14 protein-coding genes are annotated in these 19547 nt (G+C 41.3%); 6 read left to right on the forward strand and 8 right to left on the reverse strand.

The window, feature by feature from the left end; genetic code table 11:
- Positions 1–242: 242 nt before the first annotated feature.
- The 6 genes from H5088_RS02530 to H5088_RS02555 all read right to left on the reverse strand — a co-directional run bounded on the left by H5088_RS02530 (position 243) and on the right by H5088_RS02555 (position 8957).
- Positions 243–1535: a HAMP domain-containing sensor histidine kinase gene (locus tag H5088_RS02530; protein ID WP_024596690.1), complete on the reverse strand. Its 1293-nt coding sequence runs from the start codon at positions 1533–1535 to the stop codon at positions 243–245.
- The gene (locus tag H5088_RS02535; protein WP_024596691.1) at positions 1532–2215 is read right to left on the reverse strand and encodes a response regulator transcription factor; all 684 of its coding nucleotides are present in this window, start codon (positions 2213–2215) and stop codon (positions 1532–1534) included. Before H5088_RS02535 ends, H5088_RS02530 begins: the two co-directional genes overlap by 4 nt.
- Positions 2215–5403, reverse strand: coding sequence for an efflux RND transporter permease subunit (locus H5088_RS02540; RefSeq protein ID WP_182752146.1), 3189 nt, complete (start codon positions 5401–5403; stop codon positions 2215–2217). Before H5088_RS02540 ends, H5088_RS02535 begins: the two co-directional genes overlap by 1 nt.
- Positions 5403–6548 (reverse strand): efflux RND transporter periplasmic adaptor subunit, encoded by a 1146-nt coding sequence (locus H5088_RS02545; protein ID WP_182752147.1) that lies wholly within the window; start codon positions 6546–6548, stop codon positions 5403–5405. The genes H5088_RS02540 and H5088_RS02545 overlap by 1 nt, the downstream gene beginning before the upstream one ends.
- Positions 6545–7906, reverse strand: a complete 1362-nt coding sequence (locus H5088_RS02550; RefSeq protein ID WP_182752148.1) for a TolC family protein — start codon at positions 7904–7906, stop codon at positions 6545–6547. Before H5088_RS02550 ends, H5088_RS02545 begins: the two co-directional genes overlap by 4 nt.
- A 133-nt stretch (positions 7907–8039) precedes the next feature.
- Complete coding sequence (locus H5088_RS02555) at positions 8040–8957, reverse strand: LysR family transcriptional regulator (protein ID WP_220488820.1); 918 nt, start codon at positions 8955–8957, stop codon at positions 8040–8042.
- An 80-nt stretch (positions 8958–9037) separates the two neighbouring features.
- On the opposite strand from H5088_RS02555, the gene H5088_RS02560 reads away from it, so the two are divergent.
- The 3 genes from H5088_RS02560 to H5088_RS02570 all read left to right on the forward strand — a co-directional run bounded on the left by H5088_RS02560 (position 9038) and on the right by H5088_RS02570 (position 11858).
- Positions 9038–10177, forward strand: coding sequence for an alkene reductase (locus tag H5088_RS02560; RefSeq protein ID WP_182752149.1), 1140 nt, complete (start codon positions 9038–9040; stop codon positions 10175–10177).
- 245 nt (positions 10178–10422) lie between these two features.
- Entirely contained in the window at positions 10423–11187 is a 765-nt protein-coding gene (locus H5088_RS02565) for a DUF6515 family protein (RefSeq protein ID WP_182752150.1), read from the forward strand.
- A 170-nt stretch (positions 11188–11357) separates the two neighbouring features.
- A complete protein-coding gene (locus tag H5088_RS02570; RefSeq protein ID WP_182752151.1) occupies positions 11358–11858 on the forward strand; it encodes an RDD family protein in 501 nt (166 codons plus the stop codon).
- 80 nt (positions 11859–11938) lie between these two features.
- On the opposite strand, the gene lptG is transcribed toward H5088_RS02570, so the two are convergent.
- Both lptG and lptF read right to left on the reverse strand, forming a co-directional pair.
- A complete protein-coding gene (lptG, locus tag H5088_RS02575) occupies positions 11939–13006 on the reverse strand; it encodes an LPS export ABC transporter permease LptG (RefSeq protein ID WP_182715597.1) in 1068 nt (355 codons plus the stop codon).
- On the reverse strand, positions 13003–14115 hold the full coding sequence (gene lptF / locus H5088_RS02580; RefSeq protein WP_002962016.1) for an LPS export ABC transporter permease LptF: 1113 nt from the start codon (positions 14113–14115) through the stop codon (positions 13003–13005). The genes lptG and lptF overlap by 4 nt, the downstream gene beginning before the upstream one ends.
- 309 nt (positions 14116–14424) lie before the next feature.
- Between lptF and pepA the strand changes: the two genes are divergently transcribed.
- The 3 genes from pepA (at position 14425) to H5088_RS02595 (ending at position 19441) form a co-directional block, all read left to right on the forward strand.
- A complete protein-coding gene (gene pepA / locus H5088_RS02585; protein ID WP_024595639.1) occupies positions 14425–15936 on the forward strand; it encodes a leucyl aminopeptidase in 1512 nt (503 codons plus the stop codon).
- Between the two features lie 149 nt (positions 15937–16085).
- Positions 16086–16532 (forward strand): DNA polymerase III subunit chi, encoded by a 447-nt coding sequence (locus H5088_RS02590; protein ID WP_002962020.1) that lies wholly within the window; start codon positions 16086–16088, stop codon positions 16530–16532.
- Between the two features lie 53 nt (positions 16533–16585).
- Entirely contained in the window at positions 16586–19441 is a 2856-nt protein-coding gene (locus H5088_RS02595; RefSeq protein WP_182752152.1) for a valine--tRNA ligase, read from the forward strand.
- The last annotated feature ends 106 nt before the right edge of the window (positions 19442–19547 follow it).

Below are 19547 nucleotides of genomic sequence, written 5' to 3' on the forward strand. Positions count from 1 at the left end.
AGCGCGGTTTTACATTTTAAATCTAAGTAACCTAAACTCTGGATAATAAATCTATCTCAAGCAGCTATTTTCAGCGCTAACTGCGTTGAATTTACTTGCAATAGACCAGCTATTGACGCGTAATTTCGCCTTGTTTTCACTGAAAATTTCTGGCTAGATAAAATAAATTTAAATATCACTATGATTTAATATGTTAGTAAATCTCTTAACCAGAGTTCAGGTTAAGTATTAAAAAAAGCGTATTAACTAAAATCGACCACCACTTCATAACGCCCAGGCATGTCGTTTACTTCGTATACCCAACCGTGTCGTTTTATTATTTTTTCGCTTAACTCTAATCCTAAACCGTAGCCAATATTAGCTGGCTTGTCTGTGTTATTAGTCGCGTGTGGCATATCAGTTTGTGCGCTACTATTTACTATAATCACACGGCTACCCTGCTGAGTAATTCGCACTTGCCCTTGTTGCGTATGCTGATACGCATTACGTATTAAGTTAGTAAGCACAATGTGGCATGCGGTGGCTTCGGTATTAATAGTTGTACTATGGTTATCGGTATTTATAAGTACATCAACTTGTTTTGAATTGAGTAAATAATCGAGTTCGTTACTCAAGGTCGTTATTTTTTCGGCTAGGTTTACAGGCTCTGGTGCACTTTGCTGGTCGTCATTTCTGCTAAGCCACAATAACGTCTCAGTTAAATCGCTCATAGTTAAACCGGCGCGCTCTATTCGCTGCAGTGTAAGGTGTTGTTTATCGCTTAAAGGTGCTTTTTCGCTTAAGCGGTTAAGTAACTCAACGTTGCTGCGAATAACCGAAATTGGCGTACGTAACTCGTGGCTCGCATAACTTAAAAAGCGCTGCTCTCGCTCAAGGCTGTCGTGAGCAGAAAGCAAGCTACTGCGTATTAGCGTTGCCAAGGTATTTAGTTCGTTATAGGTAAAGTCGGGCGGCGTGTTTTGTAAATTATTTTGATTTAGGGACTTAGCCCAACCGCGTAGTGACTCTACTGGTTTAGCTATTTTTTTCATTACCATAAACAAAAAGAAGGTAAATAAAGCAATTGCCGTTACCCCTGTTAACGCTATCCATGCCAACTTTTTTATAGGTTTATCGGGTGAGCTTTGTTTTTTAAGGCGCTCTTTTTCAAGCATAATACGTGATACGTAACGGGGCTCCCCTGCAGGGTTTTGAAAATACGCTACAAAATAGAGGTCTTCCGGCATTGAAAAAAACGATGGTTTTACTTTGCTTTTTTGTAGTACGCCAATCTCTGTAGGCTTTGTAAAGCGTTGCTGAATTTCGCTTGGCATGTCTTCCCAGCGACTCGCTATTTTAAAGCCAATCATTTCTGCAGGTTCACCGTTTTTAACCTCAGTAGATTGCGAAAGCGCATGCATTACGCCATTTAACCCTCGGTCTAAGCCATCAATAAAATAATTAACACTTAAAAACGAAAAACCAATTGCCATTAATGAACTTAAAAGCACCATGGTGGCAAAAAAATACAACCTCAGGCTGGGTCTAATTTTCATGCTTGTGTCCCATTTTTTAATTTTAGCGCAAACCCTACACTGGGTATTGTTTCTAGTACGGCTTGGCAATGCGCTTGCTCTAGCTGTTTACGCAAATGATGAATATGCACTTTTAAGCTATTGCTGTCTGGCTGATCGTCTCCCCATATTGCTTGCATAATTACCTGTCGGGTTACCGGTTTTTGCTGCTCTCGTACAAGCACTTCTAATAACTTAAAAGTAATGGGTGATAACTTTAAACTGTGCGCAGCCACTGTTGCTGTATGCGCGGTTAAATTAAGTGTTAAATTAGCAAAGGTAAGTCGCTTAACCTCTCCACTTTTACGCTTTGCTAATACTTGAACCCGCGCTACTAGCTCTTTCATCGCAAATGGTTTTACTAAATAGTCGTCACTACCGGCTGCAAACCCCTCAAGCTTATTGTCGAGGCTATCGCGCGCTGTCAGCATTAATACAGGTATATCAATGCCTTGCTCACGCAATGATTTACACATGGTTAAACCGTCCATTTTGGGCATGTTTACATCTAATATAATCATTTGATATTGATTACGTTCTATTAAATTTAAACCCATTACGCCATTGCTTGCATGGTCACACTCTATTGACTCAATTTCGAGATAATCAACAATGGTGGTTGCCAAATCTATGTCGTCTTCAACCAGTAGTACGTTTATCATTAAGAGGCTACTTCCTGCGTTTTATTTTTAGCACCTAGCGATATTAGCACAGCATCAATACCGCGTTTAGCATCGGTTTGAATCATCAATAATGCCGGTATAAGTATTAAGGTAATAACCGTGGCAAACAAAATACCGTAGCCAAGTGATGCCGCAGCAGGAATTAAAAACTGTGCCTGCATTGAGGTTTCGCTAAGTAGCGGCACTAAGCCTGCGTACGTCGTAATTGAGGTAAGTAATACCGCACGTAATCGGCTCGTACACGACTCAACTATGGCATCGTGCGTGCTCATGCCCTCTTCTTTTACTAGTTCGTTAAAGCGTGAAACAAGTAATAAGCTGTCGTTTACAACTACCCCACTGAGCGCCAAAATACCATTTAACGACAATATACTAATGGTTAAGTCGTTCCACCAATGTCCTAAAATAGCGCCCACAATGCCAAACGGAATTGCTACCATAATCAACATAGGTTGAATGTACGATTTAAGCGGAATAGCCAGCAACACGTAAATAACTAATAAAGCTGCTACAAACATAGTACTCATTGAGCTGGTGGTTTCGCTTTGTTGCTCTGCCTCTCCTGCAAAATACACACTTAAGTTAGGAAATTGCTGTGTTAACTCAGGAATTAAGTCGCGCTTTAAGTTAGCAACTAACTCGTTTGGAGCAATCACGTTTTTATCCACTTGTGCGCTTAAATAAATTGCACGAAGTCCATCAATGCGGGTTATTTCATCTTGCTGATATTCACTGCTTACTGTGGCTACGTTAACTAAAGGGACAACCGTGCCATCGGGTAGGCGAATACGCGACTGCATTATATCGGCAGGTGTTTTACGAGCATCTTCTGGGTAGCGTACACGTACTTTAACTTCGTCTTTATTACGTTGGTAGCGCTGTACAACTGCACCACCAAAGGCTTGCAGTACTTGCTTTGATAAACTGGCTGTATCCATGCCAAGCGCGCGCCCTTGTGCATTTAGGGTAAATTTAAGCTGTGGCTGACCTGGGTTTAAGTTGTCGTCTATTCCGTTAACGCCTGCGGTATTTTGTAAGCGCTCCTTAAATAGTACGCCCGCCGCCATTACGGTTTCGTCGTCCCACGCTTTAAGCTCAACTTTAAAGTTATCAACCATTTTACGCGTGGCTAAAATTTGTAATTTTTTACTGCCCTCAAGGCTACCTGCTACGCGCTGCCACTCTTGAGCAAATTCGCTTGCTGTAAAAGCGCCTTCGTTTAATAGCTCAACACTTACTTCACCGCTGGTGTCGCTGCTACTAATGACTTGTAGGCTGGTTATTTCGCTTTTGTCAGAGCTCAACTTAGTCATTAAGTTTTGCTCTGCTTGTAATGCACTTTGCTCAAGCGTTAATAAGTTTGTGTTTGTTTGCCCATAAGCGGCGTCGTTTTGCATAACTAAATCGGCTGTTACAGTGTCGCCTGCAATACTTGGGAAAAAACCAACTTTAACTGTGCCTGTCATCGGCATGCCAATAACTAATATAAAAAAGGCGATAAACGCAGCCACTACGGCGTATCTAAAGCGCAGTGAAAATTCAATAACCTTGCAGTAAATGTTTTTGCTAAACCAGCTTAAGCCGCTATCAGCACCATGTTGTATTTTTGACCACAGACCTGCTAAGCCTTTTTTAACTTGGCGTTTAGTACTAATGTGGGCTAAATGCGAGGGTAAAATAAGTTTTGATTCAACAACTGAAAGCAGTAAACAAATAGTCACTACAGTGGCAAATTGAGAGTAAATTTTACCTAAGTTACCTGACACATTCGAAAGCGCCACAAACGCAGCCACCGTGGTTAACACCCCAAATATTGTTGGCACAGCAACCTTCATGGTGCCTAAAACTGTATTATTTAATGTATCGCCATGCTTTTTACGTGTGGTGTAAATACTCTCGCCTACAACAACGGCATCGTCTACCACTATGCCCAGCGCCATAATAAAGCCAAAGGTGGTCATTTCGTTTATGGTCAGTGCGGTGTAGCCATCGGTCATAAAATAAAGCGTGCCAAAAAATACAAACGGCAAGCCACCAGCCACCCACAGTGCTACACGTACATTTAAAAATATGGCAAGTATTACAAACACCATAATAATACCGGTCACCGCATTTTTAGTAAGTAGCGATAAACGCTCGGTGATCATGGTGCTTTTGTCGTGCCAGCTTTCAAGCTCTACATTTTGGGGTAATAAACCGCTTTCGTGCCATTTATCTATTACGCTATTAGCTTGTTCAACAATGGTGGTTATATCGCTGTTATCGCCCATTAAAATTTCAACGCCTACGGCATTTTGTTGGTTATAACGGCTTAATGAGTTGCTATCTTCGGCAAATGAGTCGGTAACGGTTGCTACATCGCCTAACTTAATTTGTGTGCCTGATGCGGTTGTTAACAATACAATATTGGCAAAGTCGCGCTGCCAGTAAGCTTGGTCGGCGGCTTTTAAGCGTATAATTTTACTGCTATCGCGCAAACTAGTCGAAAGCGGGCTTGATGACTCATTATTAATGACCTCACTTACATCACTAATAGTTAAGCCATACGCTTGTAATTTACCTTCGTCGATTTCTATGGACATCATCGGGTCGAGCACACCCGATTGCTCTACGTCGCTAATGCCTGATTGCGCTAATAAATCGGCTTTAAGTTTTTCACCCAGGTTTTGTAATGTATGGCGATCTGCACCCCCAAAAAGTTGCAGCGTTAATGCATGATCTTGCCTACGGGCTTTATCAATAACAGGTTGCTCAGCATCTGCCGGAAAGTTATTAATAGCGTCAACTTGGTTTTTAACGTCAACAAGTAACTCATCGAGTGAGTAATCAGTACTTTTTTCAATGCTTACATGGCTGCCGCTAGCATCGGATGTAGAGGTAATACGTTTAATACCCGATACGGTTTCGAGCGCTTCTTCTATTTTTAACGCTATTCCTTCTTCGGCTTGCAATGCATCGCCACTGTCGTAAACCACCGATACCGAAATAGTATCTGGCTCTAAACTCGGAAAAGCCTCTTTACGTAAAGTCGTAAGCGACATAATACCCATTACAATCACACTAACTAACAATAAGTTAGCGGCAACAGAGTTATTTGCAAACCAATTAATAATACCGTGCAGCGGGTTATTATTGCTGGGTAATTGAGGTGGTTGATGAGGGCTCATTATTGTATCTCCTCAACTATTGGATTTACTTTCATGTCGTTTAAGTAACTAACAAGTGGGCGCGCCACCACTTTTAGATTTTTAGCACCATCTACTGGCGTAATATATACGTAATCCCCACGCTCAAATACTTTATTAACGTGTGTGCTTACTAAGCTATTTTGATCATTTACGTACCAAATTAAGCCATCTTGAGATACCGCCGAAGCAGGCAGTTTTATTACGTTAGTTAACTGCTTACCGGCAATTTCTACCGCTAAAAATGTACCAGGCAGTAACGGCGTTGTTTGCTCAAACGGTTTATCTAAGGCAACAATTACGCTGCGTTGGCGCGAGCTGTCATCAAGGTGTTGCTCAAAACGTGCAATATAACCGTTCCATTTAGTATTAGTGGTTACATCACTTAAAATAACATCACCTAATTTATTATTTGCTAGGTTTTGCCACTGACTTAATGAAAGCGGCACCGTTATTTCTACTTTGTCAGTGCTGTTTAGCGTGGCAAGCGTATCGCCAATACTCACATAAGTACCTAAATCTATATCGCGCGATAAAATAACAGCGTCAAATGGTGCACTTAACTGGGTGTTATTTACATCACGCTGTGCGGTTTTGAGTGCATATTGTGCTTTATCGAGCGTAGCTTGCGCGGCTTCTAACTGCAGCGTTCTAAATACAAGCGGCGAGCTTGGCGCTTGCGTAACGCCTGAGCGATCCCATTCACGTTTTGCTTGATTACCTAAATCTTGTTCTTCTTGCAGTGCTAGTTTTGCATCAGCCAATGTTGCTTTTGCGCTAGCTAGAGCTTGTAAGTATTCGGTGTCATCAATTTGTGCAAACACCTGCCCTTTAGTTATTAAGTTACCGGTCGAAAATTGCTCGCTCATACTGGTTACTTCGCCTTTAACTTGTGCTTTTAAGCTAAGTGACCAATGCGCTTTAGCTTCACCGTGGCCGCTAACATAAGCCTGATAAGTGCTCGGAGCTGCATTAATTACCGATACATTTGGGGCAATAGCTTTAATAGCGGCTGGTTGTGGACTATTTGCTTTTTCAACCATTTTTTGACCGTTATACATAATAGCAAGCCCTATACAAACAATAGCAACAAGCGTTACAACAACCGGTGTTGGCGAAATTTTCATGACGATACTCCAAGGCCCAAAGCGAGGCCTAAATCTATGCGGTTAGTTAAAAGGGTGTAGTTTATTTGGCTAAGCTGGGCTTGCAGGTCGTATACTTTTTGTTGCACTGTTAGCAAATCTAAAATATCAACCAAACCTTGTTGATACTTACTTTGATAGTTACTAAAGCTGCGTTTAGCGCTAGCAAGTGCATTGCTAATTTGCAGTTGCTGCTCGGTTAATGATTGCTCCTGCCCGAGTGCATTTTCAACTTCGTTTACAGCACTTAGCAGCGTATCTTGGTACTGCCAAAACGCTTGCTCGGCATTTAATTTTGCAATATCAACTTGCGCACGCAGTGCTCCACCTTCAAATAAAGGGGCACTTAAACTGCCTAATAAACTCCACACTGGGCTGGTTAATAATGATTGGCTTGGCGTGCTTGCAAAATCACTCAGTGATGCCGAAAGCGAAATACTCGGTAGTAGCTCTTTGTACGATACATCAACCAAGTAATGCTTTGCCTGAATGTTGTAATAGGCACTTTGTAAGTCAGGTCGGCGCGCTAAATCTTGCTCTGGTAATGTACTTAATGGCTCAATAACGCTTGGTAGTGTTAATGTATTTGGCAGGTTTTGAAGTTTATCAGTGCCTACAATTAGCATTAAAGCACGCTTTGCTTTTGCTATTTGTTCTTGGTAATCGGCAATGGTTGCGCGAGTAGATGCCGTGCTAGTACGGGCGGTATCAAGCGCTTCTAAATCACCTAATCCATATTGGTAGCGCTCTACAATACTTTGCTCATTATTTTGTAAAACAACTAAACGTTGTTGCTCTATATCGAGCAAATTTTGCTGCAAAATAATGTTTAAATACGTGCGTATCACGCTGGCTACTAAGGTGTCTTTAGCGCCTTGATAAGTAGCTTGATTACTGGCAATAGTCATATCTTGCGCGGCTACGTTGTCAGCAATTTTTTGCCATATATCGGCTTCCCAACTTATACCTACTGATGAGCTGTATTGCGTGCCTTCGGTTTTACTGCGCTGCGCGTCAAATCCTGCATCTACACTAAACCACTGACTTGCAGCAGTTACATCACGCTGCGCATAAGCTAGTTTTAATGCAACATGCACTTGATTAAACGATGGGTTATTAGTAACAGCTTGCTCAATAAGCGAATCAAGCCCTTCTATATTCACCAAATCGGTAATGTAATTTACTTGCTGTGCGTTACTTTGCGTGTACTGCCAGTTTGTATGTTGTTTTAGCGACTGCTCAGTACTATTACCTTGATAGCTTGGCTGACTACTACATGCAGCAAGTGTGCAACTAAGTGCAAGTAAAAAACCGGTTGAGTGCTTTTTAAAATAAACCATTTAACTATGCCTAATTCGTACTATTACACATAGCTTATTAGGTCGAGGGTTAAGGAGGGGTTAAATGATTTAATCTAAATATTGGGTTGCTAATTTAACAGTAAAAAGTAGTCACTTTAGATGTTTTATATCGTTATAAGTTTTGTAATTGCTCTATCAACCATTTATGAATTGGGCTGCTATTAGTACGCGGATGCCATGCGGCTATTACTTTAAATGTAGGGGGCAGAGCTTCTATTTTTAGCTGTTTAACTTTGCTGTTTGGTAATAATCTTGATGGGTAAAATGCGAGCATATCGGTTGTATGTAAAATGTCGGGCACCGCAGAAAAACTTGGTACCGACATTACAATATTACGTTTTAGCCCTTGGCTTTCAAACCACTGATCGTGCGATCCGCGCAAATTTGCACGAGATGGCGACACCACTAGCTGTGGATGCTTTGCAAATTGCGCCAAACTCAAAGGCTCAGTGTAAGTAGTGTTACCTATACCGGTAATACACAAATGTTGTTCTTCAAACAAGGTGATATAAGAAAGGTTGTCGGGTATAAATTCTGGAAAGCTTATCAGCAAATCAAGCTCGCCTGCCGTTATAAGTTGATTAACGTTATCTGATGCAAAGTCGCGCACAATCAGCTTTAAACCTGGCGCTTCGCGGCGGGTAATATTAAATAATTGCGGCAATAAGGCCTGCGTGGCGTAGTCGGTTGCGCTTATGGTAAACACACCTTTATAAGTTTGCGGGCTAAACTGCTCGGGCTCTAGTAACGACTCTAATTGCTTTAAAATATTATTAACAGGTGCCTTGAGCCCTTGCGCTTTAGGAGTAGCAACCATGTTATTGCCTTGGCGAATAAACAAGCTATCGTCAAATAAGTCTCGTAGTTTTCGTAGTTGCTCACTAATAGCTTGTTGCGTTAACCCCATTTTTTTGGCTACTTGTGAAAGATTTTGCAGTTCTAATAAGCTACTGAGTACTCTTAACTGTTTTATATCGAGCCGACTGATACCATTCATAATTGTATGCTGCACAAAAAAATGTTGTTTCAAATTGTATCCTTAAATCTCTATGCTGCCAATGTTGCTTAACCACTATTTAAGCCTTTGTTTGCTTTATAAGAGAATTTAAAATGAAATCAGATTTAGTTAATACCTCTCCTTTATTCTCATCAATTGAGCTTGGCCCTTTTACACTTAAAAACCGTATTGTGATGCCTCCTCTTACTCGCTCTCGCAGCACTCAGCCTGGCAATATTCCTAATGAATTAATGGCTGAGTATTACTCGCAGCGTGCATCGGCTGGTTTTATGGTTACCGAAGGCACACAAATAGAACCTAGTGGGCAAGGTTACGCTTGGACCCCAGGTATTCACTCGCAAGCACAAATTGAAGGCTGGAAAAAAGTAACACAAGCAGTACACGCTAAAGGCGGTGTTATTTTTGCTCAGCTTTGGCATGTAGGGCGCGTATCGCACACCACGCTACAACCAAATTCAGGTAAACCGGTTGGCCCTTCAGACATTGCAGCTGACAATGTAAAAGTATTTATTGAAACCGCACCTGGTGAAGGCGCATTGGCGGACCCAAGTGAGCCTCGTGCATTAAGTACTACTGAGGTTGGTGAACTGGTAAACATGTACGCTCAAGCTGCACGCAATGCTTTAGAAGCTGGCTTTGATGGTGTGGAGCTTCATTGTGCTAACGGGTATTTAGTTAATCAGTTTATTTCTGAGCATACTAATAACCGTGACGATCAATACGGTGGAACGCTTAGTAATCGCCTGCGCTTTTTAAAAGAGATAGTTGAAGCGGTAAGTGACGTTGTAGGCTCTGATCGTTTAGGTGTTCGCTTTGCTCCTTTATTTGAAAGCACAGATGAAACACGAGTGTATTTAGGACTTGTTGAATCAAACCCTCATCACACTTATATCCAGGCCGTTAAAGTGCTTGAGCAAGCAGGTATTGCTTACTTATCGATTGCGGAAGCTGATTGGGATAACGCTCCCGATTTACCACAAGAATTTTATAAAGCAGTCCGAGCTGAATTTTCAGGGCGCATTATTTATGCAGGTAAATACACAGTAGAAAAAGCAGTGCGTATTTTAGGTGAAGGTTACGGTGACTTATTTGCATTTGGTCGCCCATTTATAGCTAACCCTGATTTACCAGAGCGTATAGCAAATAATTGGACGTTTAACGAAGCTGATGCAGCCACTATGTATGGCGGTACTGAAGTAGGTTATAGCGATTATCCTTTTTATCAAAAGTAATTAACCAGCAAAGCCAAGGAAGGCTTAATTACTAATTTAATAGCCATTTTTTATGACACGACTAATCATTTTGGTATATTAAAACGTTCCTATAATCGTCAAAAACTAGAGATTATGTCAAGAACCGTCAGTAAAATGTAAAAAGCTGTAAGCATAACTCCGTTTGCTGTTGTATGTCAGTTAACATTCAGTTTGAGCCGCTAGTATTGAACCCAGTTATGTAAAAACATAAACGAGGCAATACTATGAAATTTACTTTTTTACTACCTGCCCTGCTCGCCATTGGCGCAGTATCAGGCTCTGCGCTTGGAGCACAAAACGAGCGAGAGAATGATAAAAGCTTTAAACGCGATCACGACAAACGTGTTGAATATAAACGCGATGAACGCCGCCATGAAAAAAAGCAGCGTATTGAGCATAAAAAAGAAAAACGAGAAGACCGTAAGCAAGAAAAACGTAAACTTGCTAAGTACAAACAGGAAAAGCGTGAACAATACCGCTACAACCAGCGAAAATATAACTACTTAACAAGCCATCATAATTCAGTCCCTTACAGACAAAATCGATTTATAAACCATTTACCACGCAATAGCGCATCAATCAGATTTAATGGTATTTCGTTTACGTTTAACGACGGCCTTTATTACCGTAAAGCTAAAAGAGGCTACCATGTTGTTAAACCACCTAGAGGCCTGCGTATAAATACGCTTCCAAGAAATTACAGGCATTTTAAACACCATAATACGACTTACTACACTTATCAAAATGTGTACTACATTGCGGATAATGATGGTTATACGGTTGTTGATGAGCCATCAACTCGCCTTAATCAGGCAATAAAAGTGGGTAATGTGAATGACTATAGCTTGGGCCAAACTTACGACTCACTGCCTCAGGCTGCACAGGCCGTAATCATTAACTCACAGCAGTATTTTAAATACGGCGATATTTATTTTTTACCGCAAATAAGTGGTGACGACATAAAATACCTTGCCATTAAGCTAGGTTAAACTCGCTATAAATTAAAAGGCCTTACTGTAAATAGTAGGGTCTTTTTCATTCCCCTCCGTAGGTAGTAATTTACAGCAATAAAATCAATTCTCTCTAAACATTAACATGTCTTAGTATTTGTAAGCTTTTTTGTTAAACTAGCTCGCATATTAATAGTGAGAGTGTATTTATGTCGGGTGAGTTTCCACGTGCTGGTTTTTGGCGCCGTTTTGCGTCGTTGGTCTACGATACGTTAGCCATTATTGCGTTTGCGATGTTAACTGTAGTGCTGTATTTATTTGCAGTACAGGGGCTTATTTCTCTCGATGTAATTAGTTTAAATGGCGCAGAGGATGTATCTGCATTTATTCAAAATTCAAATCTTCTTTCGGGTATTCGTACCGCTCTTTTAATTATTGTTAGCTTAGTATTTTTTGGCTACTTTTGGACTAAAAGCGGGCAAACCATTGGCATGCGTGCATGGCGTTTAAAAGTACAAACTCTTGAAGGTAATTTAATTAGCTGGCCGCAATCAATTATCCGCAGCGTTAGCGCTTTAATCGGTTTAGGTAATTTGGTGGTGTTAGTCGATTTTAAAAACAAAAAAGCACTACAAGACTACATCTCTAAAACAGAAGTTATTGCGCTTACTAAAGAAGAAAACAGACGTATTTATAGTGAGCTTGATTAATACCTGCTTTCCAAAACTGGTAATTAAAAAGCAAAAAGGGTGACCACTGGTCACCCTTTTTCATACTTTGAATAGGTACTCTATACCCGTTTATTCATCAAATATGTCGCAAAGCCTATAAATATAATACTAGGTAATACCGCCCCTATAATGGCAGGTATTTGGTAAACCATAACTACAGGGCCAAATATTTCATTAGTTAAGTGAAACACGATCCCCGTTACAACACCCATAATAATACGTGCGCCCATAGTAACGGTACGCAGTGGGCCAAATATAAACGAGAGCGCCACCAGCAGCATTACCGCTACAGATACAGGCTGCATAAGCTTACGCCACAGTGCAAGCTCGTAGGTACTAGTGTCTTGTTCGTTTTGCTCTAAGTAAGTTAAATACGACCAAAGCCCAGTAAATGAAAGTGACTCTGGTTTTACCGACACAACTCCTAACTTTTCAGCGGTCAATTGCGAAGAATAAAACTCTTCAGGTAATTGCTCTGTTGTGGTTTTTTCGCTAGTAATAATAACCTTATTTACGTCACGAAGTAGCCAGCCATCTTTTCGGCTCAGTGCATCTTTTGCTTTAGTGATTTGGGTAAGCTCTAACGATTTGTCAAAGTGGTACATGTGTACCCCATTGAGCCTGCCGTTTTCGTCAACATCTTCAATATTAATAAAATTGCTGCCGTCTTTAGCCCATACACCTTTTTGTGTGTTAAATACATCGCCGCCATGTATTGCTTGGTTACGCATTTCTTTGGCGTGTAATTGCGCTTCAGGTGCACCCCATTCGCCAAGTGCCATCATGCATACAGCCATAAATATGGCCGTTTTCATCACAGAGCCAATTATTTGTAAGCGCGACATACCAGCCGCTTGCATCACTACCAGCTCACTGTTTGAGGCAAGTGCCCCCAAACCCGTTAAGCCACCAATTAGCGCAGCCATCGGAAAAAACACCACTAAATCGCCAGGTATTGTGTAAAGCGTGTAAAGCATTGCGGTCATTAAATCGTAACTGCCACGCCCTACCGACTTTAGCTGGTCGATAAACTTAATTAAGGTGCTAATACCAACAAGTACCAACAATGCAAAGCCGGTAGTTTGTAAAATACTGCGGCCTAAATACCAATCAAGCGTTTTCATCATGAGCCTAACTCCCGCTTAGTTACAACGGCTTTAAGCCAAGCGCCCAACGGTCGCCCTTTTATAATTAATAATCCACCTATAAACAAGGCACTTAGATGAATCCACCACAAGCCAATTGAAGGCGGAATTTTGCCATCTTCAACTGCAAATTTAGCGGCATTTAGTAAAATAAAATAGCCTAAGTACAAGCTTATAGCAGGTACTAGTTTTGCAAATTTACCTTGGCGAGGATTAACCACACTTAGCGGTACTGCCAGTAAGGTAAGTAGCGGAATTGATAACGGAATAGCGAGTCGCCATTGCCATTGAGCAATAGATTCAGGAGTATTTATAGCCAATAATTGGTTAGTTGGCACAGCCTCTAATTTACGGCGTTGGTGTTCTATTTCTTGTTCTCGTATTTGTACGCTGTAACCATCAAATTCTGTTAAGTTAAGTGCAGGCGTTGTGCCATCTGTTTCGTAGCGTTTACCGTCTGTTAGCACGAGCTGTTGCTCACCATTTACGGCTTCAACCACAACACCTTGCTCTGCATATACTAAGCGCGCTAGGTTGCCTTTTTCGCTATCGGGTAACTGTGCAACAAATACCTTATTGAGCTCTTTGCCACCCTTTTCAATATTATGAATAAACACCACGGCTTTTTCGTTACCGGTTTCTTGGAACCGCCCAGCTCTGAGTGCGGATAGCCCCGCATCGGCTTTGGCTTGTTCTTTTAATTGATACTCTTGCTCGCTTGCCCACGGCGCTATATACATAGTCAGTGCTGCGGCTAATATAGCAAGCCCTACACTTGATATAAGTGTTACGCGCACAACATACCATTCACTTACGCCACAGGCTTTAAGTACGGTCATTTCGCTATCGGCGTAAATACGGCTGTAGGCTAAAATAATGCCTAAAAATATACTCAGCGGAAGTATTAGCGAGGCTAGTTGTGGAAGTTTTAGTGCAATCATCGATAGCACTAATTTAGCAGGAATGCTGCCCTCAGAGGCATCACCTAAAATACCAACTAACTTTTGTGACAAAAATATTGTCATCAAAGTTAAAAATACGGCGACCTGCGATTTTAAAACCTCAGCGGTTAAATAACGGAAAATTAGCAATGCTCGCCCCTGTTAAACATGGAATTTCACTACGATAGTGAGAATTGAATAGTTAAATAGCTATTTTACCCAATTAATACCGGCAAATAGGCTATTATTATAAGCCATCAAAATTAATTATCCTACCTAAGTGCACGATATAATGTTGCATTAGTAGCCCTTAAGCATATAAAGTTCAATTACACAGTAAGAGTCTAACAAAATCAGCTAAAATAAGAATTATCCTTACATAAGTTACGTAGATAAGACTAGAAAATACTTTTTTAGCCCCAACTTAGTAACTTAAACGACTCAAAACCAGGAGTAACAATGGAATTTAACGTAAAAAGTGGTAGCCCAGAAAAACAGCGCAGCGCATGTATTGTGGTTGGCGTTTACGAGCCACGTAGGTTATCCCCCATTGGTGAACAACTCGATAAAATTAGTGATGGTTATATCTCTAATTTACTTCGCCGTGGCGATTTAGAAGGTAAGCCAGGCCAAGTTTTATTATTGCATCATGTACCTAATGTATTAAGCGAGCGCATATTGCTTGTTGGTTGTGGTAAAGAGCGTGAGCTTGATGATAAGCAATATAAACAAATCATTTCTAAAACTATTAATACCTTAAATGAAACGGGCTCTATGGAAGCAGTCTGCTTTTTAACAGAGCAACACGTTAAAGGTCGCGACACCTACTGGAAAGTACGTCAGGCAGTTGAGACAACGCAAGACTGCTTATATACGTTCAACCAACTGAAAAGTAAAAAAGTAGACCCTCGCCGTCCACTGCGTAAAATGGTGTTTAACGTACCAACACGACGCGAACTAACTATTGGCGAAAGCGCTATTGAGCATGGTTTAGCCATTGCAGCAGGTAGTAAGCTATGTAAAGACGTAGCTAATATGCCACCAAATATTTGTAATCCTGTGTACTTAGGTGAACAAGCACAAGAGCTGGCAACTGATTTTGACAACATCACTGTTGATCTTATTGACGAAAAGCAAATGGCAGAACTTGGTATGAATTCTTACCTAGCTGTTGGCCGAGGTAGTGATAACGAATCGATTATGTCGATTATTAACTACAAAGGCGCCGCTGATGACCAAGCCCCTATTGTACTTGTTGGTAAAGGTCTAACGTTTGATTCAGGCGGTATTTCATTAAAACCAGGCGAAGGCATGGACGAAATGAAATACGACATGGGCGGAGCAGCAGGCGTTATTGGCGCAATGCGTGCACTTGCACAAATGCAATTGCCGATTAACGTTATTGGTGTTTTAGCGGGTTGTGAAAACATGCCTGGCTCAAATGCGTATCGTCCAGGTGATATTTTAACAACAATGTCAGGGCAAACAGTTGAAGTATTAAACACCGACGCTGAAGGCCGCTTAGTATTATGTGACGCACTAACATATGTTGAACGCTTTAATCCAGATACGGTTATTGACGTAGCAACGCTAACTGGCGCGTGTATTGTAGCCCTTGGCGCGCATGCTACTGGTTTACTATCAAACCATAACCCACTTGCGCACGATTTATTAAAAGCGTCTGAGCAAAGTGGCGACCGTGCATGGCAGTTACCGTTATGGGATGACTATCAAGATCAACTAGAAAGCCCATTTGCTGACTTTACGAACTTAGGTGGACGCTCTGCGGGTACTATTACTGCGGCATGTTTCTTATCTAAATTTACTAAAAAGTATAATTGGGCACATTTAGATGTTGCCGGTACAGCGTGGCGCAGTGGCGCTAAAAAAGGCGCAACGGGCCGTCCTGTTCCTATGCTTACTCAGTATTTATTAAATCGAGCGGGTGTAAGCGAAGCTACGCACGATTAATAATCTATTTAGCTATTTATAAGGCGCCATTTGGCGCCTTATTTATTTGTGTATTAATTGAAGCAAACCCCGTTATATGGCAAAATCTGCCTCTTAATTTGTGTATATCAATTTGGTATACATTCAATGTCATGGGAAACCCCGATACAATGAACATGAACGCTAAATTTTTCGTTCTAAAGCAACAAGATGAGTCTAAAGCGAAGGCTGACGATCATTTTGCATTGGCAGCTCAAATTGCGGCCGATCAGTATCGAAATGGGCAGCGTGTGTTTATTTGTGTTAACGATAACGAAGCAGCCTGTGCCATTGATGAAATAATTTGGGCATTCGATCCAGATAGTTTTGTGCCACATAATTTACAAGGTGAAGGCCCTAAAGGCGGCGCACCTGTAGAAATTGGTATTACGCCACCTGTTGGCAATCGTAAAGTTTTAATTAACTTGGCTACTCAGTTACCGGATTACATTCGTCGGTTTAACCAAGTTTTTGATTTTGTACCCGTAGAACCAGCTGCTAAGCAAGCAGCCCGCGAGCGTTTTAAAAAGCTACGCCAACTCGGTGCCAATCTCACCACGCAAGATATTAATAGCTAGCCAATCAGGCAAACTAACCAACTAATTTAAGTACTTATTTAAGGTTCTGTGTAATGGATAAAACCTACAATCCGCAAGATATTGAACAGTCTCTATATCAAGACTGGGAACAAAAAGGCTACTTTAAGCCATCTGGCCAAGGCGTACCATATTCAATTATGATCCCGCCGCCAAATGTCACTGGTAGCTTACACATGGGCCACGCCTTCCAAGATACAATAATGGATACCCTAACGCGTTTTAAACGTATGCAAGGTAACAACACATTATGGCAAGTAGGTACTGACCACGCAGGTATTGCAACGCAAATGTTGGTTGAGCGTAAACTGTATGCCGAAGAAGGCAAAACACGCCACGATTTAGGCCGCGAAGATTTTATTAATAAAATCTGGGAATGGAAAAAAGAATCTGGCGGTACTATCACTAAGCAGCTTCGTCGCCTTGGCGCATCGGTTGATTGGGATCGTGAACGCTTTACCATGGATGATGGTTTATCTGAAGCTGTTAAAGAAGTGTTTGTACGCCTCCATAAAGAAAACCTAATTTACCGAGGCAAGCGCCTAGTAAACTGGGATCCAAAATTACACACGGCTATTTCTGATCTTGAAGTTGAAAACAAAGACAAGCAAGGCCACATGTGGAACTTACGTTACCCATTAGCTGATGGCGTTACAACACAAGACGGAAAAGACTACATAGTAGTAGCAACAACACGTCCTGAAACCATGTTGGGTGACTCAGGTGTTGCAGTAAATCCTGATGATGAGCGCTACACAGATTTAATCGGTAAAGAGATTTTATTACCCATCGTTAATCGTCGTATTAAAATTGTTGCTGACGAACACGCCGATAAAGATAAAGGCACGGGCTGTGTAAAAATAACCCCAGCGCACGACTTTAACGATAACGAAGTGGGCAAGCGTCATCAAATGCCTATGATCAACATTTTCGATAAAGACGCCGCTATTCTTACCCAAGGTGAAACATACACCTTTGACGGTAAAGAGCTTGAGTTTGATGCACCAATACCTGAGCGCTTGCACGGCCTAGATCGTTTTGCAGCGCGTAAAGCAATTGTGGCAGAATTTGAAGAACTAGGTTTACTTGAAAAAATTGAAGACCATGGTTTAACGGTTCCTTACGGCGATCGCTCTGGTGTGGTAATTGAGCCACTACTTACCGACCAATGGTATGTACGTGTTGCCCCACTTGCTGAACCTGCAAAAGACGCTGTTAAAAACGGCGACATTCAATTTGTACCTAAGCAATACGAAAACATGTACTTCTCGTGGATGAACGACGTACAAGATTGGTGTATTTCACGCCAGCTTTGGTGGGGTCACCGTATCCCAGCTTGGTACGACAGTGAAGGCAATGTATTTGTTGGTCGCGACGAAGCCGAAGTTCGCCGTGAAAACAACATTGCAGATAACGTAACACTAAGCCAAGACGAAGACGTACTTGATACGTGGTTCTCGTCAGCACTTTGGACTTTCTCTACACAAGGTTGGCCTGAAAATACCGATGATTTAAAAACCTTCCACCCGTCTGACGTGTTGGTAACTGGTTTTGATATTATTTTCTTCTGGGTTGCGCGTATGATTATGATGACGCTGCACTTTATAAAAGACGAAAATGGCAAACCACAAGTTCCATTTAAAACCGTGTATGTAACGGGTCTGATACGTGATGACAACGGCGATAAAATGTCTAAGTCAAAAGGTAACGTACTTGACCCACTAGACATGATTGACGGCATTGAACTTGAAGACCTAGTACAAAAACGTACTGGTAACATGATGCAGCCAAAACTTGCCGCTAAAATTGAAAAAGATACGCGTAAAGTATTTGCAGGCGGTATTGAGGCACACGGCACCGACGCCCTTCGCTTTACACTTGCTGCAATGGCATCTACCGGTCGTGATATTAACTGGGACATGAACCGCCTTGAAGGTTACCGTAACTTCTGTAATAAATTATGGAACGCGAGCCGTTACGTATTAATGAATACAGAAGAGCAAGACTGTGGTTTTGCAAACGATGCACAAAAAGAGCTTTCATTAGCTGACCGCTGGATTTTAGGTCAATTTGAGTCAACAGTTAAAACATACACTGAACACCTTGATAACTATCGTTTTGACTTAGCTGCTAACACGCTTTACGAATTCACTTGGAACCAGTTCTGTGATTGGTACTTAGAGCTAACTAAGCCGGTATTATTTAAAGGTAATGAAGCACAGCAACGTGGTACACGTAATACACTTATTACCGTACTTGAAAGCTTACTGCGTTTAATGCACCCAATGATGCCGTACATCACTGAAACTATTTGGCAACGTGTTGCACCTCTTGCAGGCCTTGAAACAACAAACACCAGCATTATGGTTCAGCCGTTCCCTGTATATAATGAAGCAAGCGTTGATGCTAAAGCGATGGACGACTTAGAGTGGGTTAAACAATTCATTTTAGCTATTCGTAATATTCGTGGTGAAATGGATATTAGCCCAAGTAAACCGCTTAGCGTATTACTTGCTAATGCATCAAGCGACGACGTGCGCCGTATTGAAGAAAACAAATCATTTTTAGCATCACTTGCAAAAATTGAAGAGTTTACAATGCTTGAAAACAAAGACGACGCACCTGCATGTGCAACGTCTTATGTTGGCAACCTTGAGATCATGATCCCAATGGCGGGCTTAATTGATGTAGAAGCCGAGCTTTCACGTATTAATAAGCAACTCGAAAAAGCAGAAAAAGGCCTAGCACAAGTGCAAAACAAACTCGCTAACGAAAAGTTTGTTAATAACGCACCTGAAGCGGTACTTGCTAAAGAAAATGCAAAACTGGCTGAGTTTAGCGATGCTAAAACTAAGCTACTTGAGCAAAAAACTAAAATAGAAAGTTTATAAGCTTTCATAAAATGCCTATTAACACTATTTAATAGGCATTAAAAAAGCCGCTCACTTTAATTAAAGTGAGCGGCTTTTTTGTGCCCTGTGATTAACCACGAGACAC

Origin of the sequence: Pseudoalteromonas sp. SR43-3 (genome assembly GCF_014163875.1) — a bacterium.
GTDB classification, from domain to species: Bacteria; Pseudomonadota; Gammaproteobacteria; order Enterobacterales; family Alteromonadaceae; genus Pseudoalteromonas; species Pseudoalteromonas distincta.